Annotated in this window: 15 protein-coding genes; 6 read left to right on the forward strand and 9 right to left on the reverse strand. The window is 55.4% G+C overall.

The window, feature by feature from the left end; genetic code table 11:
- Positions 1-153: 153 nt before the first annotated feature.
- On the forward strand, positions 154-522 hold the full coding sequence (locus tag SFHG_RS02695) for a hypothetical protein (RefSeq protein ID WP_042433059.1): 369 nt from the start codon (positions 154-156) through the stop codon (positions 520-522).
- A gap of 521 nt (positions 523-1,043) precedes the next feature.
- Here the strand turns inward: SFHG_RS02695 and SFHG_RS02700 are convergent.
- From SFHG_RS02700 to SFHG_RS02720, 5 genes are read right to left on the reverse strand one after another with little or no spacing between them, the layout of a single operon-like run.
- Positions 1,044-1,520, reverse strand: coding sequence for a flavodoxin (locus SFHG_RS02700; protein ID WP_052297777.1), 477 nt, complete (start codon positions 1,518-1,520; stop codon positions 1,044-1,046).
- Between the two features lie 14 nt (positions 1,521-1,534).
- Positions 1,535-2,404, reverse strand: coding sequence for an aldo/keto reductase (locus tag SFHG_RS02705; RefSeq protein ID WP_042433063.1), 870 nt, complete (start codon positions 2,402-2,404; stop codon positions 1,535-1,537).
- A 4-nt stretch (positions 2,405-2,408) separates the two neighbouring features.
- On the reverse strand, positions 2,409-2,735 hold the full coding sequence (locus tag SFHG_RS02710; RefSeq protein WP_042433065.1) for a carboxymuconolactone decarboxylase family protein: 327 nt from the start codon (positions 2,733-2,735) through the stop codon (positions 2,409-2,411).
- 13 nt (positions 2,736-2,748) lie between these two features.
- Positions 2,749-3,180 (reverse strand): cupin domain-containing protein, encoded by a 432-nt coding sequence (locus tag SFHG_RS02715; protein ID WP_042433067.1) that lies wholly within the window; start codon positions 3,178-3,180, stop codon positions 2,749-2,751.
- A gap of 21 nt (positions 3,181-3,201) precedes the next feature.
- Positions 3,202-3,870 (reverse strand): dihydrofolate reductase family protein, encoded by a 669-nt coding sequence (locus SFHG_RS02720; RefSeq protein WP_238318247.1) that lies wholly within the window; start codon positions 3,868-3,870, stop codon positions 3,202-3,204.
- Positions 3,871-4,057: 187 nt separating this feature from the next.
- On the opposite strand from SFHG_RS02720, the gene SFHG_RS02725 reads away from it, so the two are divergent.
- The 3 genes from SFHG_RS02725 to SFHG_RS02735 all read left to right on the forward strand — a co-directional run bounded on the left by SFHG_RS02725 (position 4,058) and on the right by SFHG_RS02735 (position 13,893).
- On the forward strand, positions 4,058-4,525 hold the full coding sequence (locus SFHG_RS02725; protein WP_042433072.1) for a MerR family transcriptional regulator: 468 nt from the start codon (positions 4,058-4,060) through the stop codon (positions 4,523-4,525).
- Positions 4,526-5,973: 1,448 nt separating this feature from the next.
- On the forward strand, positions 5,974-12,657 hold the full coding sequence (locus SFHG_RS02730) for a chitobiase/beta-hexosaminidase C-terminal domain-containing protein (RefSeq protein WP_148514788.1): 6,684 nt from the start codon (positions 5,974-5,976) through the stop codon (positions 12,655-12,657).
- A gap of 1,053 nt (positions 12,658-13,710) precedes the next feature.
- A complete protein-coding gene (locus tag SFHG_RS02735) occupies positions 13,711-13,893 on the forward strand; it encodes a hypothetical protein (protein WP_042433078.1) in 183 nt (60 codons plus the stop codon).
- Positions 13,894-13,975: 82 nt separating this feature from the next.
- Here the strand turns inward: SFHG_RS02735 and SFHG_RS02740 are convergent, their stop codons facing one another.
- Positions 13,976-15,193 (reverse strand): radical SAM protein, encoded by a 1,218-nt coding sequence (locus tag SFHG_RS02740; RefSeq protein ID WP_238318249.1) that lies wholly within the window; start codon positions 15,191-15,193, stop codon positions 13,976-13,978.
- Between SFHG_RS02740 and SFHG_RS02745 the strand changes: the two genes are divergently transcribed.
- Complete coding sequence (locus SFHG_RS02745) at positions 15,185-15,403, forward strand: winged helix-turn-helix transcriptional regulator (protein ID WP_238318250.1); 219 nt, start codon at positions 15,185-15,187, stop codon at positions 15,401-15,403. The two genes, SFHG_RS02740 and SFHG_RS02745, sit on opposite strands and share 9 nt — an antisense overlap.
- Positions 15,404-15,423: 20 nt before the next feature.
- Here the strand turns inward: SFHG_RS02745 and SFHG_RS11230 are convergent, their stop codons facing one another.
- From SFHG_RS11230 to SFHG_RS02755, 3 genes are all read right to left on the reverse strand, one after another.
- Positions 15,424-15,585 carry a type IV toxin-antitoxin system AbiEi family antitoxin domain-containing protein gene (locus SFHG_RS11230; RefSeq protein ID WP_374110311.1) on the reverse strand — a complete coding sequence of 54 codons (162 nt, stop codon included), beginning with the start codon at positions 15,583-15,585 and terminating at the stop codon, positions 15,424-15,426.
- Between the two features lie 387 nt (positions 15,586-15,972).
- Positions 15,973-16,857 (reverse strand): helix-turn-helix domain-containing protein, encoded by an 885-nt coding sequence (locus tag SFHG_RS02750; RefSeq protein WP_148514789.1) that lies wholly within the window; start codon positions 16,855-16,857, stop codon positions 15,973-15,975.
- Between the two features lie 564 nt (positions 16,858-17,421).
- Positions 17,422-18,630 (reverse strand): ATP-binding protein, encoded by a 1,209-nt coding sequence (locus SFHG_RS02755; protein ID WP_042433088.1) that lies wholly within the window; start codon positions 18,628-18,630, stop codon positions 17,422-17,424.
- A gap of 777 nt (positions 18,631-19,407) precedes the next feature.
- On the opposite strand from SFHG_RS02755, the gene SFHG_RS02760 reads away from it, so the two are divergent.
- Positions 19,408-19,827: a YjdF family protein gene (locus SFHG_RS02760; protein ID WP_042433091.1), complete on the forward strand. Its 420-nt coding sequence runs from the start codon at positions 19,408-19,410 to the stop codon at positions 19,825-19,827.
- Positions 19,828-20,259 lie beyond the last annotated feature (432 nt).

Consider the following 20,259-nt stretch of genomic DNA (forward strand, 5'->3'; position numbering starts at 1 on the left):
AACTGCAGCCGGGCCATGGTGCCACACGCTTCGTGCGAGACGATTCTCGTTGAAGGCGATATGGCCCTGGTTTCCCCGAGGTAGCTACTTGGAGTGCGTTGCCAGCATCCTATAATGACCATAAGACGATACACACAATCAAGGAGGTTCATCATGGAGAAGGAACTGTTCGATTACGTTGCCGAGCGCGCGGGCATTCTCGCCACCGCCGACACGAGTAAGCAGGAAACCAAGGGCGCGGCTGCTGCCTGGAAAGACGCTGTTGCCGCCGATAGCAGCGACGCCGCTGTCGAGGCTGCAACCACCAAGCTGCTCGACTTTCTTGAGGGTCGTCCCACCACGATTGATGGCGTTATCGCGTTCGCCCAGGGCCCGGCGAAGGGAATCATGGGCGAAGAGGCCGCGGCCAAAATGCTCGAAGCGCAGCTCGCGCGCAAGGAAGCGGGCGCCAAGTATTGCAATTGCCCCTCCTGCGCCGCCGCCTCCGAACTGCTTGCGAAGTTCGGCCGCATCGAGCTGTAATACATCTCACGCCGCAAACTATGCATAGAGCGCGCGGGTCCTTCGAGGCCCGCGCGCTTTTGCTTTGATGCGCGATAGGTTCACGATAGGGGGGTGTGTGTATGCTAGAGCATCGAAGTCTCTGGCGTGCGCGTCTGAAAAGACGATACGGGTCATCCGAGGACCTCACCGACGGCCAGAGGGCGAGAAAGAAGGGCACGGAGGGAGCGAAGAGCGTTGCCGCCTAGGCTAGCCCCCCTGTCACACAAACCACCGAAGCCTCCGTTTTTGGCTATGCGCTGCGCCCGCTCGGATAGCTATCTTATTTACGCAGGTCAAGCGTGGTGTTTTCTCTGATTTGCGTTCTGTTTGTAGCAGGCTTTCGCCCTGGTGTAGAGTAATTGGGCAGAGGATTGGTGCGAACACAACGCGAGAAGGGAAACAGAGCGTTCCGTCGGGAAGCCGGAATGCTCTGTTTGCATTTTTGGGATCGTCCCAAACCCTTGCCAGCTCTGTGGCGGATGCCGAAAGCTGCAGATCGATTATCTGCGGATTGTATTAATCCATGCCTGAATATCTTTCTCAGGAGTACGGAGCATGGATTCATCGAACTGCACATCGAGGCCCGGCTTCACGATTGCGCCTTTGCAGGCTTCCTCAAAGTCCTTCAGCGTGTGTCCCAGCCAGCCGCCATTGGTGGCAAACGGATACACGATCTTCCCGGTCAGGTCAGCCCGCTCCAGGAAACTGCGCATGGCGGGCGCAAAGGTGTACCACCAGACAGGAGAACCCAGGATGATGGTGTCGTAGTCTCTCCAGCCAATGTGCAGCGGCTTCAGTTCCGGGCAATAACCCTCGGCAATCTCACGCTGCCCCTGATTGACGACTTCATCATAATCGCCATCGTAGGGAACAACCGTATCCATACGAGCAATATCCCCGCCGATTTCCCTCTGGATCATCTCGGCGATGCGCTTCGTGTTGCCTCCGTAGGAGTAGTACAGAATCAAGGTTTTCATTTCACGCTTTCTCCTCATGCAAGAGGCTTTCCGCTGAACACGGGAAATGCGCTGAATTCACCATAGTTGGCGATGCGCTCCATGTTCTTGAGAGTTTCCATGTCTTCCTCGGAGATCGCGAAATCCACGTCCGCGTTGCTTTCCATGTGGGCGGGATCTGCCGTCTTGGGAAGCGCGACGGCTCCAAGCTGAAGGACATAACGGATGCAGAGCTGGGCGGCAGATACGCCGTACTTCTCTGCCATCTTAACGATCGCCGGATTCTTCAGCGCCTCGCCGTGGGCGATGGGAGAGTATGCCTCCACCTGAATGCCCTGTGCCTTGCAGAAGCCCACCAATGCCGAATCGGTGTTGGTGATGTGCAGGAGGATCTGATTGACCATGGGCATCACGCGGCAAGAGCCCAGGAGGTTCTCAAGGTCATCTTGCAGGAAGTTGGACACGCCGATTACCTTGACCTTGCCCGCCGCCCGCGCATCCTCCAACGCACGCCAGACCTCCTTGTTCTCCTCGAAATAGCGCTTCTCCACACGGAACTCGCTCCACGGCTGGGGAGAGTGGATGATCATCTGGTCGAGGTAGCCGAGCCCCATCCTCTCCAGCGTCTCATCGATGGACTTCGCCGCATCCTCGTAGGTCTTCAGCTCTGCCGCGACCTTGCTGGCGACGAACAGCTCTTCCCGGCGAACGCCGCAGGTGCGCACGCCCTCGCCGACGCCGCGTTCGTTTCCGTAGGCCTGTGCGGTGTCGATCAGGCGATAGCCCAGCTTTACCGCCTCGCGAACGGCTTCCGCCGCCTCGGCATCGTCGATGAACCAGGTGCCCAGTCCCAGCTTGGGAACCTGAACTCCGTTTGCTAACGGGTAGGTTTCATTCAAGACCATCGTTCTACTCCTCGCCCCAGATATCCTTTGCCATGCGGAAAACCGCCCACGCCTTGGGCCAGCCGCAGTAGAAGGCCGCATGGGTCACGACCTCCGCGATTTCTTCTTTTGTAATACCGTTCTTCTTTGCCGCCGTCAGGTGATAGTGGAAGCTCTCATCGGTAAGCCCCTGAGCCATCAGCGCGACGACGGTCACGAGGGAGCGGTCGCGGAGGCTGAGCTGCCCCTCTCGGCTCCAGACCTCTCCGAAGAGCACGTCGTCGTTCAGTTCCGCGAATTTCGGGGCGAATTCGCCCAGGGCATCTCTGCCTGCCGTCTGCTTGACTGCCATGTTTCGTTCCTTCCTACAGCCTTGCGTACTCTTCATGGGATACCGGCTCACACCACTCGTTCTCGCAATTCTCGCCGGGAACCTCCACGGCGATATGGCTGAACCAGCTGTCCTTCTTCGCTCCGTGCCAGTGCTTGACGTTGGCGGGGATCATCACGACGCAGCCCTCGTGCAGGCTGACGGCGGCCTTGCCCTCCTCCTGGTACCAGCCCTCGCCAGCCGTGCAGATCAGGAGCTGGCCGCCTCCTTTGTCCGCGTGGTGGATATGCCAGTTGTTGCGGCATCCCGGCTCGAAGGTCACGTTGGCGGCGAACAGGCCGCCTTCCGGATCGGTCAGCGGATTCAGGAACGAATCGCCGGTGAAGAACTGGGCATAGGCGGTGTTCGCCGTTCCCGTGCCGAATGCGTTGACCTTCTCGAACTGCTCTTTTCGTTCATATCTCATAATTGAAACCTCCTCTAAGGATCATCGATTCACGCCATAGCGCAGCCAGACCGCCCCGTCGTCCATGGCCTTCGCCTCTTTCAGCGTGAAGCCAAGGGCCTTGCTTTCCGAAATGCCTTCTGCAGCTCGGAAGACCGGCGGAGTATCCGGGCTCCCGTCTGCCGCCGCCGCCAACACGATGCTGATCTCATCGCACATCCCCGCTTGCAGGAACGACCAGTTCAGCACGCCGCCACCGCCCAGCATCAGGGTCTCGATGTTGAATTCTTCTTTCAGCTTGGAAAGGGCCAGACCGTGATCCAGCTCCGTTTCTCCCGCGATGATGTACGAGATTCCCAGCTTTCTCAAAAATGCCCTGTAGCCGTTGCCGACCTGCTCTGTCAGCACCTCGACGACATGGGCGGTGGTGTCCACATAGCGCAGGGTGCTGCTTTTCCACCCCAGCTTGCCGTGGGGGTCCACAGAGACGTAGAACATTCCGAAGTCCGGCTGCGCGATGAAATCACCTGCCGGAACGGCCGGCGCATCTTCGTCCAGGTCCGGCTTCCTGTAGAAGGTGAAGTTGTCGTCCGTTGTCACCCTGCCGGACAGCCAGCCCTGGTGATGGTAAAAGGGCTCTTTCCCGAAGGCGATGTCGTAGAACGCATCGCCCGCCGCTCTGCCCTGTGGCGTTCCCATGTAATCGCCCATGATCTTTCCGTCCAAAGCGCACATCATGTGGCAGAAAACATACGGCCTGTTCACGTTCGATTCCCCTCCTTATGATTGACAAACATTCTGTTTGGAAGCATGCTTCCTTTGAACTTCATGTGCATCCTAGAACTTGAAGTTAACTTTAAGTCAAGGGGATTCTGGAATAATTCGGAGGTGTTTTCAGATGGTCTATACGGTGGGGGAAATGGCGAAGCTGCTGGGGGTTGCGGCGTCCACCTTGCGCTACTACGACAAGGAGGGGCTGCTGCCCTTCGTGGAGCGCTCCTCCGGTGGCATTCGTATGTTCCGGGAATCGGATATCGAATGGCTGCAGGTGATCAGCTGCATGAAGAAAGCCGGGATGTCCATCAAGGATATCCGGCAGTACATCGAGATGGCGCTGCAAGGAGACGACACCATCGATTTGCGCCTTGCCATGTTCCGGCGCCAACAAGAAGTTCTGAAACAGCAGATGGCGGAATTGCAGCACACCATGGAGATGGTGGATTACAAGTGCTGGTATTACGAAACGGCGAAGGAAGCGGGCACGGTCGATGCCCCGCAGAAGATGGAGCTTGCCGAAGTCCCGGAACGCTTTCGGAAGATTCGACAGGAGCTGCGCACTGCGCCGGGGACTGTGGCAACGATATGACAAGACTGCTTAGGCAACGGCAGTCAACCGCTTGATTATCACGGTAACTTTATCGTTCAAAAAGTACTACTAACAAACGACCACCCCGGCTATCCGCGGTTCGCGGAAGAGCAGGGGAGCTCTTGTCGCCGGGGTGGAACCTTTTCAACTCGCAGGATAGCAGAATCGCCTCGCAAGCCGGAATCAGCACGGGACGGCAGCGGGCAGAACCGCCACCCCTAGATTACTCTCACGCTGCCACTGGCAGCCCTGTTTTAGGAGTAAAGCTTCCTAAAACAGCAGGTCAAAAGCACAAAAAATACCCCCGATTCCAAGTGGAAATCGGGGGCGTCTCATTTCATTTATTCCCCCAAGTTGCTGGGGGCTTTGCGTTTCTTCCGTACGCTGCGACACTCTGCGGTACTCAGCGGATGGAAATTCGATGCTTCAAAAAACCTTTCGGCTACTCCCACTCGGTGGCGTCGATTCTGACGTCCCGTCATTCCAGTTGCATCCAGTTTTCGGTGCCGTCTCGAGCCGAGTGCCGCCAAGTATCACTATGTCGTGTTTCATCGGCTTTGGGGACAAAAGCCGGGACAACTTCAAACACTTATTTTAAACTCAGAGTATTGATTTTTTATTTTTGTCCCAAGGGACACGGCGAGCCGCCTTTGGAGCCTCGATAGCGCCGAAAACGCCGAAAACGCCCGTTTTGAAACTCAACCGCCCTCTAGTCTGCAAGCCGCCAGCTGCAATCGTAAGTGAATTAACGCGGGCGGCTTGCGTGCCATTCGCAAAACACCAGGTCGCAGGTTTTCGCCTTCGGCGGGAAAAGTGAGTAGTCTCAGGTGGCTTGTCCATGAGTCGAACCGAGTTCGCGATTTGGGGTACAGGTGTGATTAGAGAATGAAGCCTTCCTTTTCGGGAAGTCGCCCGTTTAACTGATGGCTCTCGAAAATGAGACGCAGCAGCCGCATGTAAATGCGGGGGCGGCAGTCCGATGCCTCGGCGTCGACGCCGCACAGCCCGCCAACTACGATGCTTCCGTCGCTAATACAGGCTCCGCAGCATATTGCTCGAATCGTGCCCGGAATTCGAGGCGCAAGCCGACCTCTCGGACCCGGCGACCCTCGAGCTCATGGCCGTGGCGAGGAAGCGGCTCGAGGTGATTTACGCGATCACGAGGGACAAGGTTCCGTGCGCAGCCTAACGGCCGGCGGAGATCGCAGGCCCGGCAGGGCCTGCGTCAGCATTGCCAAAAACGCCCATCGAAAGGGCGAATCCCTCTTGACAGAACTATAGGAACACCTCTTTTTTCTGCAGCTGATGCTTTCCTGGCGCGTTATGCGCTTGCGATCTTGACCTTGCTAGACGGAGCCAACTATACGAACAGTATCATTGTCCCAGTTGAATCCTAGGTTCGCATATACGAACCTAGGAATTCCTTTCTCATTAGCGCAAAGATTAGCGTGAACTATCAGCAAAATCAAAAAGAGAAGGACGCTGCTATGAAACGAAATGCCACGCGTCGGGAAAAGCGGATGACATTGCGCGCAAGAGGAAGACGGGCATGCGCGTGCATGCTTTCGCTGGTGCTTGCAATAGGACTCGTTCCTAGCTTTGGCATAGCCGATGTTGCCCAGGGCGAAGCTGGCGTTGCGGCGAATGTTGCCAGCGCATCAGACGATGCTGCGAACACTGAAGCCGTAGGCATGGCCAATGGCACCGATGCCCCCGATTCGCAGAAGGTGGCCATTCCCGAAAGCAGCACGGCTATCGATGCTGCCGTCATTTTCGAAGGAAACGAGCCTGGGGCGGCTTCTGACAAAAATGGCGAAGAGGCCGGCTCCGATTCGGCTCCATCCGCCGCTCGCGATGCAGCTTCCGCGCAGGGCGGTAGCGCAAGCGCCAGCGCTGACGCAGCTGCTGCGCAGGATGACGCCGCTACTCCCGCCGACGACCCCGAAGCAGGTCCGAACCCCTTTAAGCAAGGTGTGGATGCGCAGTCGCTGCTTGGCTTGGACAACTACGACAAACACGTTATGGTAGACAGCGAGGGCAACGTCGACAAAACCGAGACAGCCAAGCGCTGGAAAACGAAAGTCGGCTGCGAGGGTAAAAAGATGTGGGCAGGTACGCTCATCCAAGACAATGGCTACTGGGACCAGCCGGGGTGGAGCTTTACAGTCGACTGGCCGCAGCCAAACCCCCTGCACGATGCTGAGGTGTATGCCTACATTGAAAAAAACTACAGCGGTACAACTGACGGCGCGAAGCGCGACGTGGTTATTGCCGAGGGCGATGCTGGTCTTACGTCCGTCAACTTCCGTGATCTGTTTGACGGCAGCCATGATGTGCACATTGGCGACTTCGGCTTCGAATACAATCGCCTTAGCTCGCTTTCAATCCCCAGCTTCGTCAAAAAGATCAACATGGATGCGTTTATGCAGGATGGCACAAATGCGTCTTTGACCGACTTGCAATTCGAAGAGGGCATTGAGTGCATTGCGGGCGGGGCATTTGCCAATTGTAACGGCCTTGCGAAGCAGGACCTGATTGAGTTTCCAAAATCGCTTAAATACCTTGACGGCGGAGCGTTTACGACGTGCGGCGCTCTGAAGGTGCGGTTCGACAATCCCGACATTCGTTTTGGCAGCCAGTACGACAGCGACCTAGACGACCCTTCTCTCCCCTTCGACGACGGTACAACTGTGTATGCCTACAAGAAGAAGAGCGACGGCACCGATTCTGACCCGTACCGCCTTTCGCAGCAGGATACCGAATCCTCCAAGCACTATAACTACGTATGGCTCGACGATGAATCGTCGGTTGTCACGGTTACCGGCAAAGTTGAACTTCCTGAAGGCGCTGCTCCCGGCGACGTGTCGGTAGTTATGGAGCAAAACGGCGCATTGAAGAAACTGGCGCTAGCCGAAGACGGGTCTTTCACGTGTCCCGACGCAGCAATTGCTACTGAGTGTTCCATCACCGTGCAAATTGCTGGGTACTATGATAAAAACTACCTGCGTACCGCATTGCAGATGGGCTCCTCGTGGGATTTGGGAACAATTGCCGCGTCTGATTTCAAGAAAGTCGCCGCTCAGCGCACGCTCCCGATAAGCGTCTATACAAAGAACGCCGCGAATGCGGAAGGCGAAGAAGCGCTCACGAATATTACGAGCAATCCTGGTTTATCGTTCAAGCTCAAGCGCGATGGCGTCGATCTGGCTTCGGGCGAAGACGCCGATTACGTCGTGCAGTGCAATTCTGTTGTGCTCTCCGAAGCGCTTGCGAACGAGGGCAACTTCGAGAGGCTTTCGCTCGAAGTTTCGACCAGCGATTCGCTGAAGCTTACGGGCGCTACGGTTGCCTACAGCAGTGAACGGGGCGGTTTCGAGGCAACCCTTTCTTCATGGGGCAGCGCACGTGTGTCCACGAATGCCGCGTACGAGGGCCGCAGTCGCGTATTCCTCTTCAGCGGGACCAACGCGAATGCCCGTTGCGTCGTGGACAGCTACACGTCGGTTGAATGGCCAGATGGTCAGGAAAACCCCAATTGGATTCTTTCTACGGGCAAGCTGAAGGCGGGAACCTATGTTGTGGCGGCATGCAAGCCAGACACGGTGCTCTCTGCGTCGAACCTGGGAGTGTTGGAGCGTTCTGGCGTTCCGTACGCGAAAGCCGAAGTCGAAATAACCGACGATTCAGTGTCTGAGGTGACGCTCGACGTGCCCGATTACGACAAAGAGCAGCTGCTGAAGAATGCGGGGGTGAAATCAGCGCGCGTACAAGCCCCGGGTGACGGTGTGGTTGCTGGGTGCGAAACAATAATCGAAGTGGCCTATGACCTCGATAAGCCAATGCCGCTCGAATTCACCTTCGGCATTCCTTCCGCTGATTATCACGGCATAAGCGCATCACTGAAAAGCTCAGGTAATGCGTCTTGCGGGGTGTATGGGGACAGCCTGGTTGTTAATGTCGATGCGCAAACGACCACTGATGTGCTCTATATTGCGTTTACGCCCGATAAGCAGCAGGTTTACTCGCTTCCCGTGTCGCTCGAGGCGGACGACAAGGTGATTCCTTTGGGTGATGCGTCATTCCTCGCACGAGGAATGACGGTCAAGGTTGCCGACAACTGCGTAAAAGATACGGGCAATCAGGCCACGGTGTACAGCGCGCCTTCGTCGTTTATCGAGCTTTCCATTGCTGGCCAAACGGTGGGAACGGCATATACGAACGCGCTTGGTCATGCGCAGATTTCATTTGACATTCCCGAAGAGGTCACCCAGGGTCTTCTGTTCGGCGACTACGTAAAACTTGATGCGAAAAGTGAACAGGTTGATGCTCATCTCAATTGCTTCTATCGCCCAGGTGCGAAAATCAAGACGTTCAGCATAACGAATGCGGGCAAAACCCAAACAAGAATCGTTGATGGGAAAGAGACCTACGATAACCTCACCGTTCTGTATCAACTCCCAAAGAAAAAGAATGCATATTGGACGTTTGATGTGACGGTTGACAACGCCACTGCGCAGATCAACGCCGGCGATGTGCTCATGATGTACGCGAAGCTGGCAAATGGGGAAAATGTTGCGGTGCCTCTTGCCCTTGTATCGCAAGGAGACGAGGGCTCGCGTTACGTGGGCGAATACGTAGACCAAGAATACCTGGCCTTGCTTGAGGAAAATGAGGGCGAGGGGTTTTTCTCCTCGGAATTGCTCCAGTCGAAGAATCTCTTCATTCCCGAAAGCTACAGCTTTAGCAACTTCGCGCTTTCCTACAAGGCAAACCTTGATGAAGATTACGAAGAGCGCGCGAAAAAGCGCATTGAAGATGAGGTTGCCGAAAGGCAGCAGCAATACAGCGCCTTCTGGGCGGACTACTGGGCGGGCTTTGAGGTGGATGACACCGCCAAGCAGCACGCCCAGGAAGTCGATGCCGCTTTGGGCGAGGTTGTAGCGCAGCTCGCCGAGCGAGATGATGCGAGCAGCGAAGACGTACAGGCCACCATTGCCGAAATTGAAGCGTTGCGCCCTGATTTCCGCGACTTCGGATCTGCGCTCGCTCCCGACGATGACCTCTGGATTGCCTCGATCGATTCGCCTATTTTCACAGGGAAGTTTCCGGACGATATCAGCTGGACGGCTCCCACCGATGCCGAGCTCCAGGAGTGGTATGGCGACGAGATTCTGATGGACGGCAACGGCAATGTCATTCTCGATGAGAACGGCAACGAGCAAAAACTCACCGACATTGCGCGCAAGTCCTTCGATGAAGTTCAGCAGGAAATTGAGCAGAAAAACGCATGGGCGCGCAATACGCAAAAGACAATCGTGAACGGCCTTGACAAGCTGGGTCGCGAATCGGGCGTGGGCGCGCCGAGCGAATCGGGTTCGCCCTACACCCTGATAGACAACGTCATGAAGAAGGAGTGCGGCGATACGCTCGCCATTTCGGACGGAGATAATGCGAAGGGCGAGCAGATATCCTCTTCGACGAATGGTCGTTTTACGGGTGATTACTTCGTCACCGAAGAACAGAAGAATGGTAAAGACGGCAAAACGCCTGGGATTTACTCGGGAATGACCGCTCGCGTGACAGAAGAGGCACCCCAGGGTGTCGAGGCGCCTGCTCGTGTTACGACTTATACGTCCAATTTCGATGAAGCCCATGAACGTAGCGACGCCGCCAAAGCGGATATGTGGTCATCAGCGTGGAGCATTGCACGAGGTCAGGTGCTCGAACTGGTATCGGGGGGCCTCGATTATGCGAATAAGCTCACAATCAAGAACATCATCAACAGACGTTTGATGGAGCATATGCCAGTAAGTGAGGTTTCGCCTCTTATGGAGGCATATGCGAAAGCGAACTTGTTCGAGAAGGAAATGGAGGAAATTGGTGAAGCGAACCAGATGATGCAAACGGGCAAGGGTATAACGGGCGTGCTCGGCTTGGCTAACGATTACTTCGGTATGGATAGCGCGAAGAATTCGCTCATTGACAGCGGCAACGAGATTCGCCTCATCGAAACGGACATCGAGAATATCTACCAGCTCATTAAATACTGGCGTGCGTACAACCCCTGCGACAGCGATTGCCAGCGCTGCATCGACGCGTTGTATGCCGAGCTTGAAGCCGCCGAGAAATACAAGGAATACCTTGTTGCCGAAGATGACAACAACTATTCGGATGTTATGAGGGGCTGTGGCACCTCAACGCTGAACGCCATGCTGGCAGTATGCAGCCTTTATGGTTCGGGCTCGTTCGGGGCGGCGGGTTCTGCGGAAGTGTATGAGGGTTCCGATCTTCTTGGCAACTTCGTTTCCAAGCTTTCGCTGTGTGCCGATGTGTCTTCGACATCTGCTCACATGCTGCGCGCTCCTTGGGCTGACGTTGCCAAGAACGAATACGCCGAGGCAACGGCGTATCGCATGAGCGTATGCAAGAATTCCGGGAAGAAGAAAAGCGAGGACGATAAATACCGCGAAACGATCGATTGGGACCGTTTCTATGGGTCGGATGTTCGCTACCGCAATTATGGTGCGAATGTCATTCTCGACCCATCGGGCGTGGTGTATGAGGCGTTGGAGAGCAATCCCGTAGAGGGCGCAACGGCTACGTTGTGGACAAGGGGCTCCGCTTCCGGCGGGTCCGAGCAGGAATGGAACGCTGAGGCGTACGAGCAGCGAAACCCGCAAACGACCAGCGGCGATGGTTCGTTCGCGTGGGATACTCCCACGGGTCAGTACCAGGTGCGCGTAAGCAAGGACGGCTATCGCGATTCGGCGAGCGAGTGGCTCAATGTGCTTCCGATTCAGACAGGTGTGAACATCAAGCTCGAGTCCTCAAAAGCACCCGAGGTTCAAGAAGCCTGGGCTGATTCCGACTGTATCGAGATCGCATTCGACCAGTACATGAAGGCATCGGATTCCCTTGAGGCGACCCTGGATGGAATTGCCGCCGAACGCATAGAGTGGGTTGATCCTCAGGAGGCGTCCGAGGCGGATGGCTACGGCACGCTTTCTCGCGTGCTGCGGATATACCCAAAAAGCTCGCTTGCTGAAGGGTCCCAGGTGAACCTCGCCATAAAGGGCTTGCAGAATTATGTGGGCACGGCTCTGGCAACGCAGGGGGGAAATTGGTCGCAGCAGCTGACGGTTTCCAAACATCCCTCCCAGCTTGTGGCTAATTTCGAAAACGCTGTGGTGCTTCAGCAGAATGCCAGCGAGCCGGTGCAGGTTATCGCATATGTGCGCTATGCCGACGGGTCGCCTGTGGCTGGTCAGCGCGTGGTTGCGAAGCTGGAATCGGGTAGCCTTGCGTCGTTCAAAGGCGCCGCGTTCCAGAGCGATGCGGACGGAAGCGTGTGGGTTGAGGCCACGACCGACGCAGAGGGCAAGGCGAGCTTCCTGCTGGCAGGCGAATTGCCTGGCATGACGACGCTTGAGCTTTCTGCAAGCGGCACCGATCTTACTAAGGAGATAGCCGTGCGTGTGACGTCTGATGCGGCGCAGCCCGCGCGTCCCGTGGCAACGATTGACGGCGCCGTATTCGATGCAGCTTCGCCGAAGGAGAATTCGATTGAGGTTGCGAAGGGCTCTCTTCTGGATCTTTCCTGCAGTACGGAAGGCGCAACTATCTACTACACCACCGACGACACGTGCCCGTGCATTGAAGACGGTTCGCGCGTTGAGTACACGACTCCTGTTCCGGTGACGCAGAATACGCGATTCCGAATTGCGGCATACAAAGAAGGCATGGCCTTCGAAGCTTATAGCGAGCGGTTGAATCTTAATGTGACGGTTGCCGATTCTCAGGAGCCTAGTCCTGATCCTGGGCCTGTTGATCCTGGTCAAAAGCCTGGCTCCGATCTGAGCAATCCAGACGGCGGAACAGCACAGCCTGGTGGGTCGGGTGCTACTTCTGGCGATACCTCAGAAGGCGGCAATTCCGCCGCAGACCCAGGTGCGAGCGGTGCTTCAGGCGCGGAGCAAGAAGACGATGCCAATGCCGAGGCAACGGGTGTAGCATGTGCTGCAACCGGTGATTCGTCTGGTTGGGCGGTTGCGGCGCTTGTTGCGGGTGCTGTGCTCGCGGCGGGTGCGGCGACCTGCGTTTTCCTCAAACGCAGGCGCGAACGGCAGAGCTAGCTGCGCGGGCAGCCCCTGCGGAGGCGCTCCGCCTCGTCGGATCGCCTCCGCCTCGCCTCAAATGGCACGCGGCTAGCTGGCACGATGCCTCCGAGGCTTATCCCCGAGCGCTTCGCCGCGGCAGCAATCGCCCCATTCGTTCCAAAGCGTTCGGCGATGGCGAGATATTGACGCTGTGCGTTCCCGGGCGTTCGACGATGACAAGATTGGTAGTCGGTGGTGACTTGATGAATGAAGAAGTGTCATTCACAGACGAAGACTGGGAAAAGTCATTCTCAGAATAAAAAAATCAATTAAATCATCGCTACAACCTCAGCGCACTGGATATAACCAGTGCGCTTCAGCTCTAACAAACATAACGAAAAAGGCTAGGTTGAAACTCGATTCTACCTAGCCTTTACAGTGTTTGAACTGCGGTTTTCTTTATTCGTGTACCTTTTCGGGGAAAACTGGGTGAACTAAATCACATTCCAGAAAACCTCAAATCATTCGGTATAACTAATACACTTTTTACTGTGTATTATTCCTACTCGATGGCTTCAGCTCTGCCGTCCCGTCATTTCAGTTGCATCCAGTTTTCGGTGCCGTCTCGAATCGAGTGCCGCCAGGTAACGCCATGTCGTGCTTCGTCGGCCTCGGGGACAAAAGCTGGGACAACTTCAAAAACTTATTTCAAACTCAGGGCTTTGATTTTTTGTTTTTGTCCCAAAGTGCGCGGCGAGCTGCCTTTGGAGACTCAATAGCGCCGAAAACGCCCGCTTTGAAACTCAACCGTCCTTTAGCATGCAAGCCGCCAGCTGCAATCGTAAGTGAATCAACGCGGGCGGCTCGCGCACCGTTTGTAAAACCCCAGGTCATAGGACTTCGTTGTCGGTAAACAAAGTGAGTAGTCTCAGGTGGCTTGCTTATGAGTTGAATCAATACCGCGATTCGCGACGCAGCCGTGGCATCTCCATCGTCTGATCCCCGGGCTTGTCTTAACCGCTGCACGATATGGCGGTAGGTGCGTTGCGGTGGGATAATGTCAGCCAAGAAAGATTCAAAAGAACGGATATGCACCTTTGGTATGGCATCAAAGGAACGGTAGATAAAAAGCTTTCATCGCAACTCGAAGCGTTAGAAGCACAAGGTTACCCGTTCAAATACAAGATATTCACCGAGCTCGGTCATGGCGGTTTGGCGGGAGAGCATCCCGAGCAATTCTTAGAGGAAATGATAAAAGCACACGAATCATAACCAGGGATTGTTTTAAGAACAGCTTTAGCCATCGAGGACTCCAGACGTTTTTCCGGACGTCAAGGTCACGCGGCGCAGCCCCTCACGCCGAGCGCGCGTCAGAGCGAGGGCAAATTCTCGCGGTAGCGGCGCAAGTCGTTCTCGTCGCACCTTTGCAGGATGTCGTCGAGTTCGGAAAGCAAGCGAGGCTTGCTGCAGGCAGATCACCTTCCAGAAAGAAGGCGTTCGACGCGCCCATGAGGGCAATCTGGGTGGGAACGTCAAGCTGCTCCACGAGTGCGCGGATTTCGCGGTACTTCTCGTGCTCGCTGCATTCCCGCCAAGCGCCGCATTCGATTTCCCGCGCCAGTTCCGAATTTGGGAACACGGTGAGCATGTTGGGACCAATGAGGAACGGGTGCAGCTGATTGAACACGGCGGCCGAGGTTTTCGCACCTGCGATGCCGCGCCCTTTGCCGTGGATTCCCACGAGGTAGAAAAACGAGTAGTCGATGCCCGCCGTCTCGAGGCGGCGGCATTGCTCCAGGATGTCGCGCGAGGTGTAGCCCTTGCGCATGAAGCGCAGCGCATCATCGTCGCCGGTCTCGACGCCGATGGTGAGCCTGGTGAAGCTCGCTTCGCGCAAACGCTTGAGGTCGCCGTCGGTTTTGCGCAGCGAGTCGGTGATGCGCGCAAAACAGCCGATGGTCTCGACGCTGGGCAGGTAGCGGTGGATCATGCCGGCGATTTCCAGCAGTTTTCCCGCGGGTAGTGCAAACGGGTTCGCTCCCGTGAGGAATACGCGCCTGATGCCTTCCGGCCGCGCTTGGCCGAGCAGGCGCGCCATCATGGGGGCATCGGGACTTGTGCGCAGCGTTTGTGCTTCCAGCAGGTCGAACTCGATGGCGCCCATATCGGGCCCGCGGAACTTGAAGGGCAGCTCATCGTAAAGCGTGCAGAACTTGCATGCGCGGTGGGTACAGCCGGCGGTCGCTTCGAGCAAAAGGGAATCCCATTCGTAGGGTGGTCGCCATATGGTACCGGTGTAGTGCATGATGCCTCCAATCGGGTCGTGCGAAGCGGGGCGGCGCTGTGTTGCGCCTTGCTTCTTGTTGGCTGGTATCATGCAAAAGAAGATTTCCGAATTGAAGTACTGTCTTTTTCTGGAGTACCTGGCTGGCGAACGGGGGAGTGGGCTTTGGCAAGGCGAACAGGTCAAGAAATCGAACGCTGCCGCGCGGTATCGACCATCCAGCGCATGATCGGCGGGAAGTGGAAGATAGAGATCCTGTTCTACATAGCGTTGCGCGATGTGCGCCATTTTGGCGAGCTGCGTCGCTGCATCGGCACCATCAGCGAGTCAACGCTTTCCAGGCAGCTGCGCGAGCTGGTGATCGACGGCATGCTCGAGCGCATCGACCACGGCCAGGTCCCTCCCAACGTGGAATACGTGCTCACCAAGCAGGGCGAAAGTTTCGTCCCTATCCTCATAGCGATGAAAACCTGGGGTGAGGAACAGCTGGGGTTATAGGTGCATTGACCTAGCCGACCTCAAGGCGGCATCCGTGGATGAAAAACGATTGGAGGCAGTTTCTCAAGCCGTGAGACCGCATAACGCTCCACGCCCGCATGTTGCGCCTGCGCCGTCGTGAACAGGCCCCTTTGCGAGAAGGCGATATCGCTGGGTTTCCGTATGGCTTCGATTGCTTTCATGTTTGGATTGTGGCAAATCAAGTAACAATTCAAGCGAGCTTTAAGCGGGAAAAACGATATCGATAATCATATCAGCCTCTAGCTGCTTTGCTGTTGTATACGATATGGGAAACCTTCCTCCATAGACGTAGCCGCATACGACTGGTTCAAGTTGCGTGAATGGGGAAATGGCATCTCGACATGGCTGCAAGGTCGCGCAACTGCATTCCGTGGGCGTAAAGAGGTGCTCGCGGTAAGCAGCACAGTTGTGGACCTGGCTGATTCCTGCTAGTCGATTATTGGCACCGTTTCAAAGTGCTCTCTTCGGCCTCACCTTGTGGATGGACGGAATCCCTAAGGCGAGGCCGTGGTTACGGTTGACCATGTACGCTAGGAGCTCAATCTTTGCTAGCGTTGATCGAGATAGAACTGAGGTTCGAACCATCTATCGAAGTGATACGCTTCATCCTTGGAAGTCCATCGCGTATCGTAGAGAAATGCGCTCAAATCATCATCGCCGCAGAGGTCTTCTGGCCATTCTTTCCAGCCTTCACTGTTCTGCCATTCGGCATTATCCGGAGCTTCTCCTTCGGTGGCTGGTGTCCATTCGCCGATTGCGTCAAAAGAAAGATCGCGAATGAGCCGGACGAGGAGTTCTTCGGCGGGGCTGTGCGCGTTCATTTTTGTCCCGAAGCGAGCGCGAGTTCGGTACTCTGCAAGAACAGTATTAAACCGGTAAACGAATTCGAAATCGTACCTTGTCAAAAATTGTAGGGGTAACATGTCGGCTAGCCAACTCGAATCCAGTTCACCTATATGCGTTCCTGCTGGCATTTTTCCTAGTTCTTCAAGATCGTCGTTCAGGTAGTCTAGAAGGATGTCGCTTCCCACGGCGAAGGAGACGGCTGCTTTGCGGCCGAATTCCTCGGCGAGGATCGGAGACCATGCCTTGTGAGAGGCATCAATTGAATTGAGCCAAGCATAGTCATCGCAATCAGGGAGCTCAACTCCCGGTTGGGGCAGGGAAGTCCAAGAAAGAGCTTTGCAAACGCCTTTAATCTTGTCGTTCCTAATCGAGTTTCCGGATTCGTATCGGAACCAAGTCTTTGTTCCGACGCCAGCTTTTCGGGCCGCTTCTTCTGCGCTCAGTCCTAGCTCATGGCGCCTCTGTTTGATTGAGTAGGCGAGAGCTAAGCTACCTTCCTTTGTCCTCGGTGGCATATGTCCTCCAATCATAGTGTCAGAACCATGTATGTGCCTGTCATTATAATTGAAATTGTTGAGGATTAACATGCTTTCCGATTGTTTTTGGCGGTTTCCAACGGTTAGGTGAGAGCGCCCCCCGTCTTCCTCCTGTATTATTCATTGATCAAAGAAAGCCTTCGGAATCTAAGTGATCCTGGGGGCTTCATCGTTTTTTATTCAAAAACTCTGAGTAGCTTTACCTTATTCTGTTTGCTGATGACGGCTCGTGTCATCGTGAGAATAGTGATGGACGGCTTCCCCAGAATAGTCGCTGGTTATTTCCGCCAGTGATTAAGCGAATTCGCGTGCTGTCGTCTCGTGCCGTTGTCATGCCGTCAAGGGGTTGATTCGTGTGAGATTTCCTCGGTACCTCAGAGAGTCGTACCGCATCTGATTCGTCCAACATCGACTGTTCTAATCACCCCATTTATCACCTCAATGGCAGAATCGACTGAAGTGATAAATGAGGTGATAAACATGAATCTGACTTCCAAATTCGCATTGAAGACTCACATCATGAGCCCGGGAACGCACTTGGGATTCGCATCGCCTCGCTTGATGGCAAAATTACGTCCGTCGTAAAGGCGCATATTCCCCGAAATTGAAGTTTTTTCATTTTTGGGGAATAGCGCGACTCAGCCATTCGGCAGCGTCCACGATCCTTATTCCCTCGTGCTGATATTCAGGCTGATAGGTGCGCGCAATCAGAATTTTCGGATATGCGTCTTTTATCGCCAATAATGGGGACACCTCGCGCTCGAACGTCCGCTCCTCCGATATATCGTTCGCAACCTGGATATAGAGCTTCTCACCCTGCTTAATCGCAACGAAGTCGATTTCCTTCTTGTATAGCACGCCGACGTAAGCCTCGTAGCCGCGGCGCAGGAGCTCGATGGCAACGATGTTTTCCAGTACGCGACCGTAGTCCATGTTCTTGGTTCCAAGGCGCGCGAACCGAAACCCTTGGTCGACAAGGTAATATTTATCCTCCGACCTTAGGTATCTTTTCCCACGGATGTCGTAGCGACGAATACGGTAGAAAGCGAAGGCCTTGCATAGCGCATCGACGTATTTGCCAATCGTCTTGTGGTCGGCTTTCGTCCTATTTGACCTGAGGGTGTCGGCGATGGAGCGCAACGATGTCAGGTTCCCGACGTTGTCCATAAGGTAGTCGATAAGAGCATGAAGCAGCTGCTCGTTCTTCACCTTGTATTTGCTGACGATGTCGCGAACCACCAGGGCGTTCAGAACTTCGGAGTTGATGTAGCGGCGCTTCTGCTCTTCCGTTTTGTATAAGAACGAGCCCGCCATGCCACCTTCCGCTATGTAGCCGGTCAGGCTGCTATAGATGTTTTGGGACGGGTAGTATTCAAGGTACTCGCTGAACGAAAACGGGTAAACGGGAATTTCGTACGTCCTGCCCACGAACAAGGTCGCTAAGTCGCTGCTTTGAAGGAAGGCGTTCGATCCAGTGACGAATATGCTGTACTTCTCCCTGGCATGCAGGCTATTTATGGCCTTCTCGAAGGACTCGCACATCTGTACCTCGTCGACGAGCAGGTAATTTCGATGTTCGGGCGCATAGTGGTCCTCCACGTAGGATTCCAGCGCCCGATATTCCATGAGGCTTTCGAAGTCGGTCAGGTTGTAGTTGATGTGGATGATGTTGGCATCGGGCTGCTGCTCCAAAATCTTTTTCGCCAATGCCTCCATGAGCTTCGACTTGCCAGATCTGCGGACGCCTGTGATGACCTTGATATCGGGAGCGTCGACTAGCTCCATCATCTCCGAAAGGTATGTCGAACGTTCTATGAGCTTCACGATTGGCCCCTTTGATAGTGCTTAATGATCGGCAATTCCCCAAAATTAAAAATCTTTTGATTTTGGGGAATTATACCGCTTCGATCTATTGCTGCGTCAGTCAAAACGGAGAACCGCGCTTGCTTAGGCAATCATCACGAGACGGGCAGGGCTCTTGGAAGCTCTTGGGGACCCCAATTGCGGGTAGCTTTTCCGCACAAATGCAAATGCGTTTACATCGATTCCTGGTAATCCTATTGTCCATTGGGCGAAAGAGGCGTCGCCATGGATACCGAGCGCGGGTCGACGAGGGCGAGCGCGCGTGAACAGCACGGACCTGCCCAGAGGAGGCCCCCATCACCCAGAAGCGCCATGGCCTCGGCAAAGGCGTCGGGTCCAGCGAGCAAGATGTTTCTGGTTCCGCCGTTCCGTCATTCCAGTTGCACTCGGTTTCCCGCGTCGTCTCGCAGCCTCGCCTCATCAGCTCCAGGAAGACGGCGTTCTCGTACATGCGGCCCTAATCCATCATCTACTCCTTCTCGGTTTCGAAAGTCGTATTTCTTTAGAGTTTCGAAACCGAGAATGCAATATACACAAGGATGCGTCGAGGAGCGAATCCCGATCGTGTCATGTCGGCAGCGGCGTTGGGGCACATTCGCTCGTGCTACAATGCGGCCATCAGAGATGAAAACACAGTCCCCGTCGGGTAGTCGTGGGCGTGCGGGAGTCCGCATCAGTAACCTGCCTCCTTGGTTGTCCCTTCTCTGCATGGTCATCTACATAAAGGAGGAATCAACCATGCAGATCAGCGTGTCGTCCACCCTGACCGTATTTCATGAGGGCCAATTTTGGGTCGGGCTGGCGGAACATGTCGAAGACGGGAGATACGGCGTCGCCCGCATCGTCTTCGGTGCAGAACCGTCCAATGAGGAAATCCTGCAATTCGTTATTAGCAAATGGGCGAAGCTCACGTTCTTCGGTGGCAATCCCGCCGAGGCGAGCGAGCCTGCAAAAAACCCCAAGCGCCGCGCCCGCGAGGCGTCGAAGGCCCTTAAACGGCCGGCGATGGGCACCAAGGCGCAGCAGGCGCTCGCGAGTCAGCGGGAGGCAATGAAGCGAGAGTCGGTCCGCGAAAAAAGCCAACGCCGCGCAGATGAGGCGGAGGCGCGCTTCGAGCAGCGGAAGCTGAAGCGCAAGCAGAAGCATTGCGGGCGTTGATCGCCATCCGCGGAGGCGCTTATATAGCAGCAGGCTTAGTTCCAATTGAAACTAAGCCTGCAATCTGCGCTATAGCATCACATCGAATGTCTGTTCTATTCCCATTCTTTCACGCTCGTTTGCTGTCGCGCCATTCCAGTTGACCCCAGTTGGCTCGTCGGTTTTGAGCGTCATACCGCCGAATCCCGCCGCGTGGCTTCGCGCAGGCGTTTGGGACAAAACGTGGGACAGCGCGGAAAACTTTTCCGCACCCCCCCGCTCGCAGTTTCTTTTTTGTCCCGGGGACAAAAAAGAGCAGGTTTTGGAGCCCAGAACAGTCCTAAATTGACGCCAAAGCGGCCGATTTTCCTCTTTGGCGCCTGTTTGGCGAAGTAAATCGTAGCCAGCGGCTTTGCCGCCTAACATTTCCGCAGGTCAGATGGGATGCGCAAG

It is taken from the genome of Senegalimassilia anaerobia JC110 (assembly GCF_000236865.1).
In the GTDB taxonomy this organism is placed as follows: Bacteria; Actinomycetota; Coriobacteriia; order Coriobacteriales; family Eggerthellaceae; genus Senegalimassilia; species Senegalimassilia anaerobia.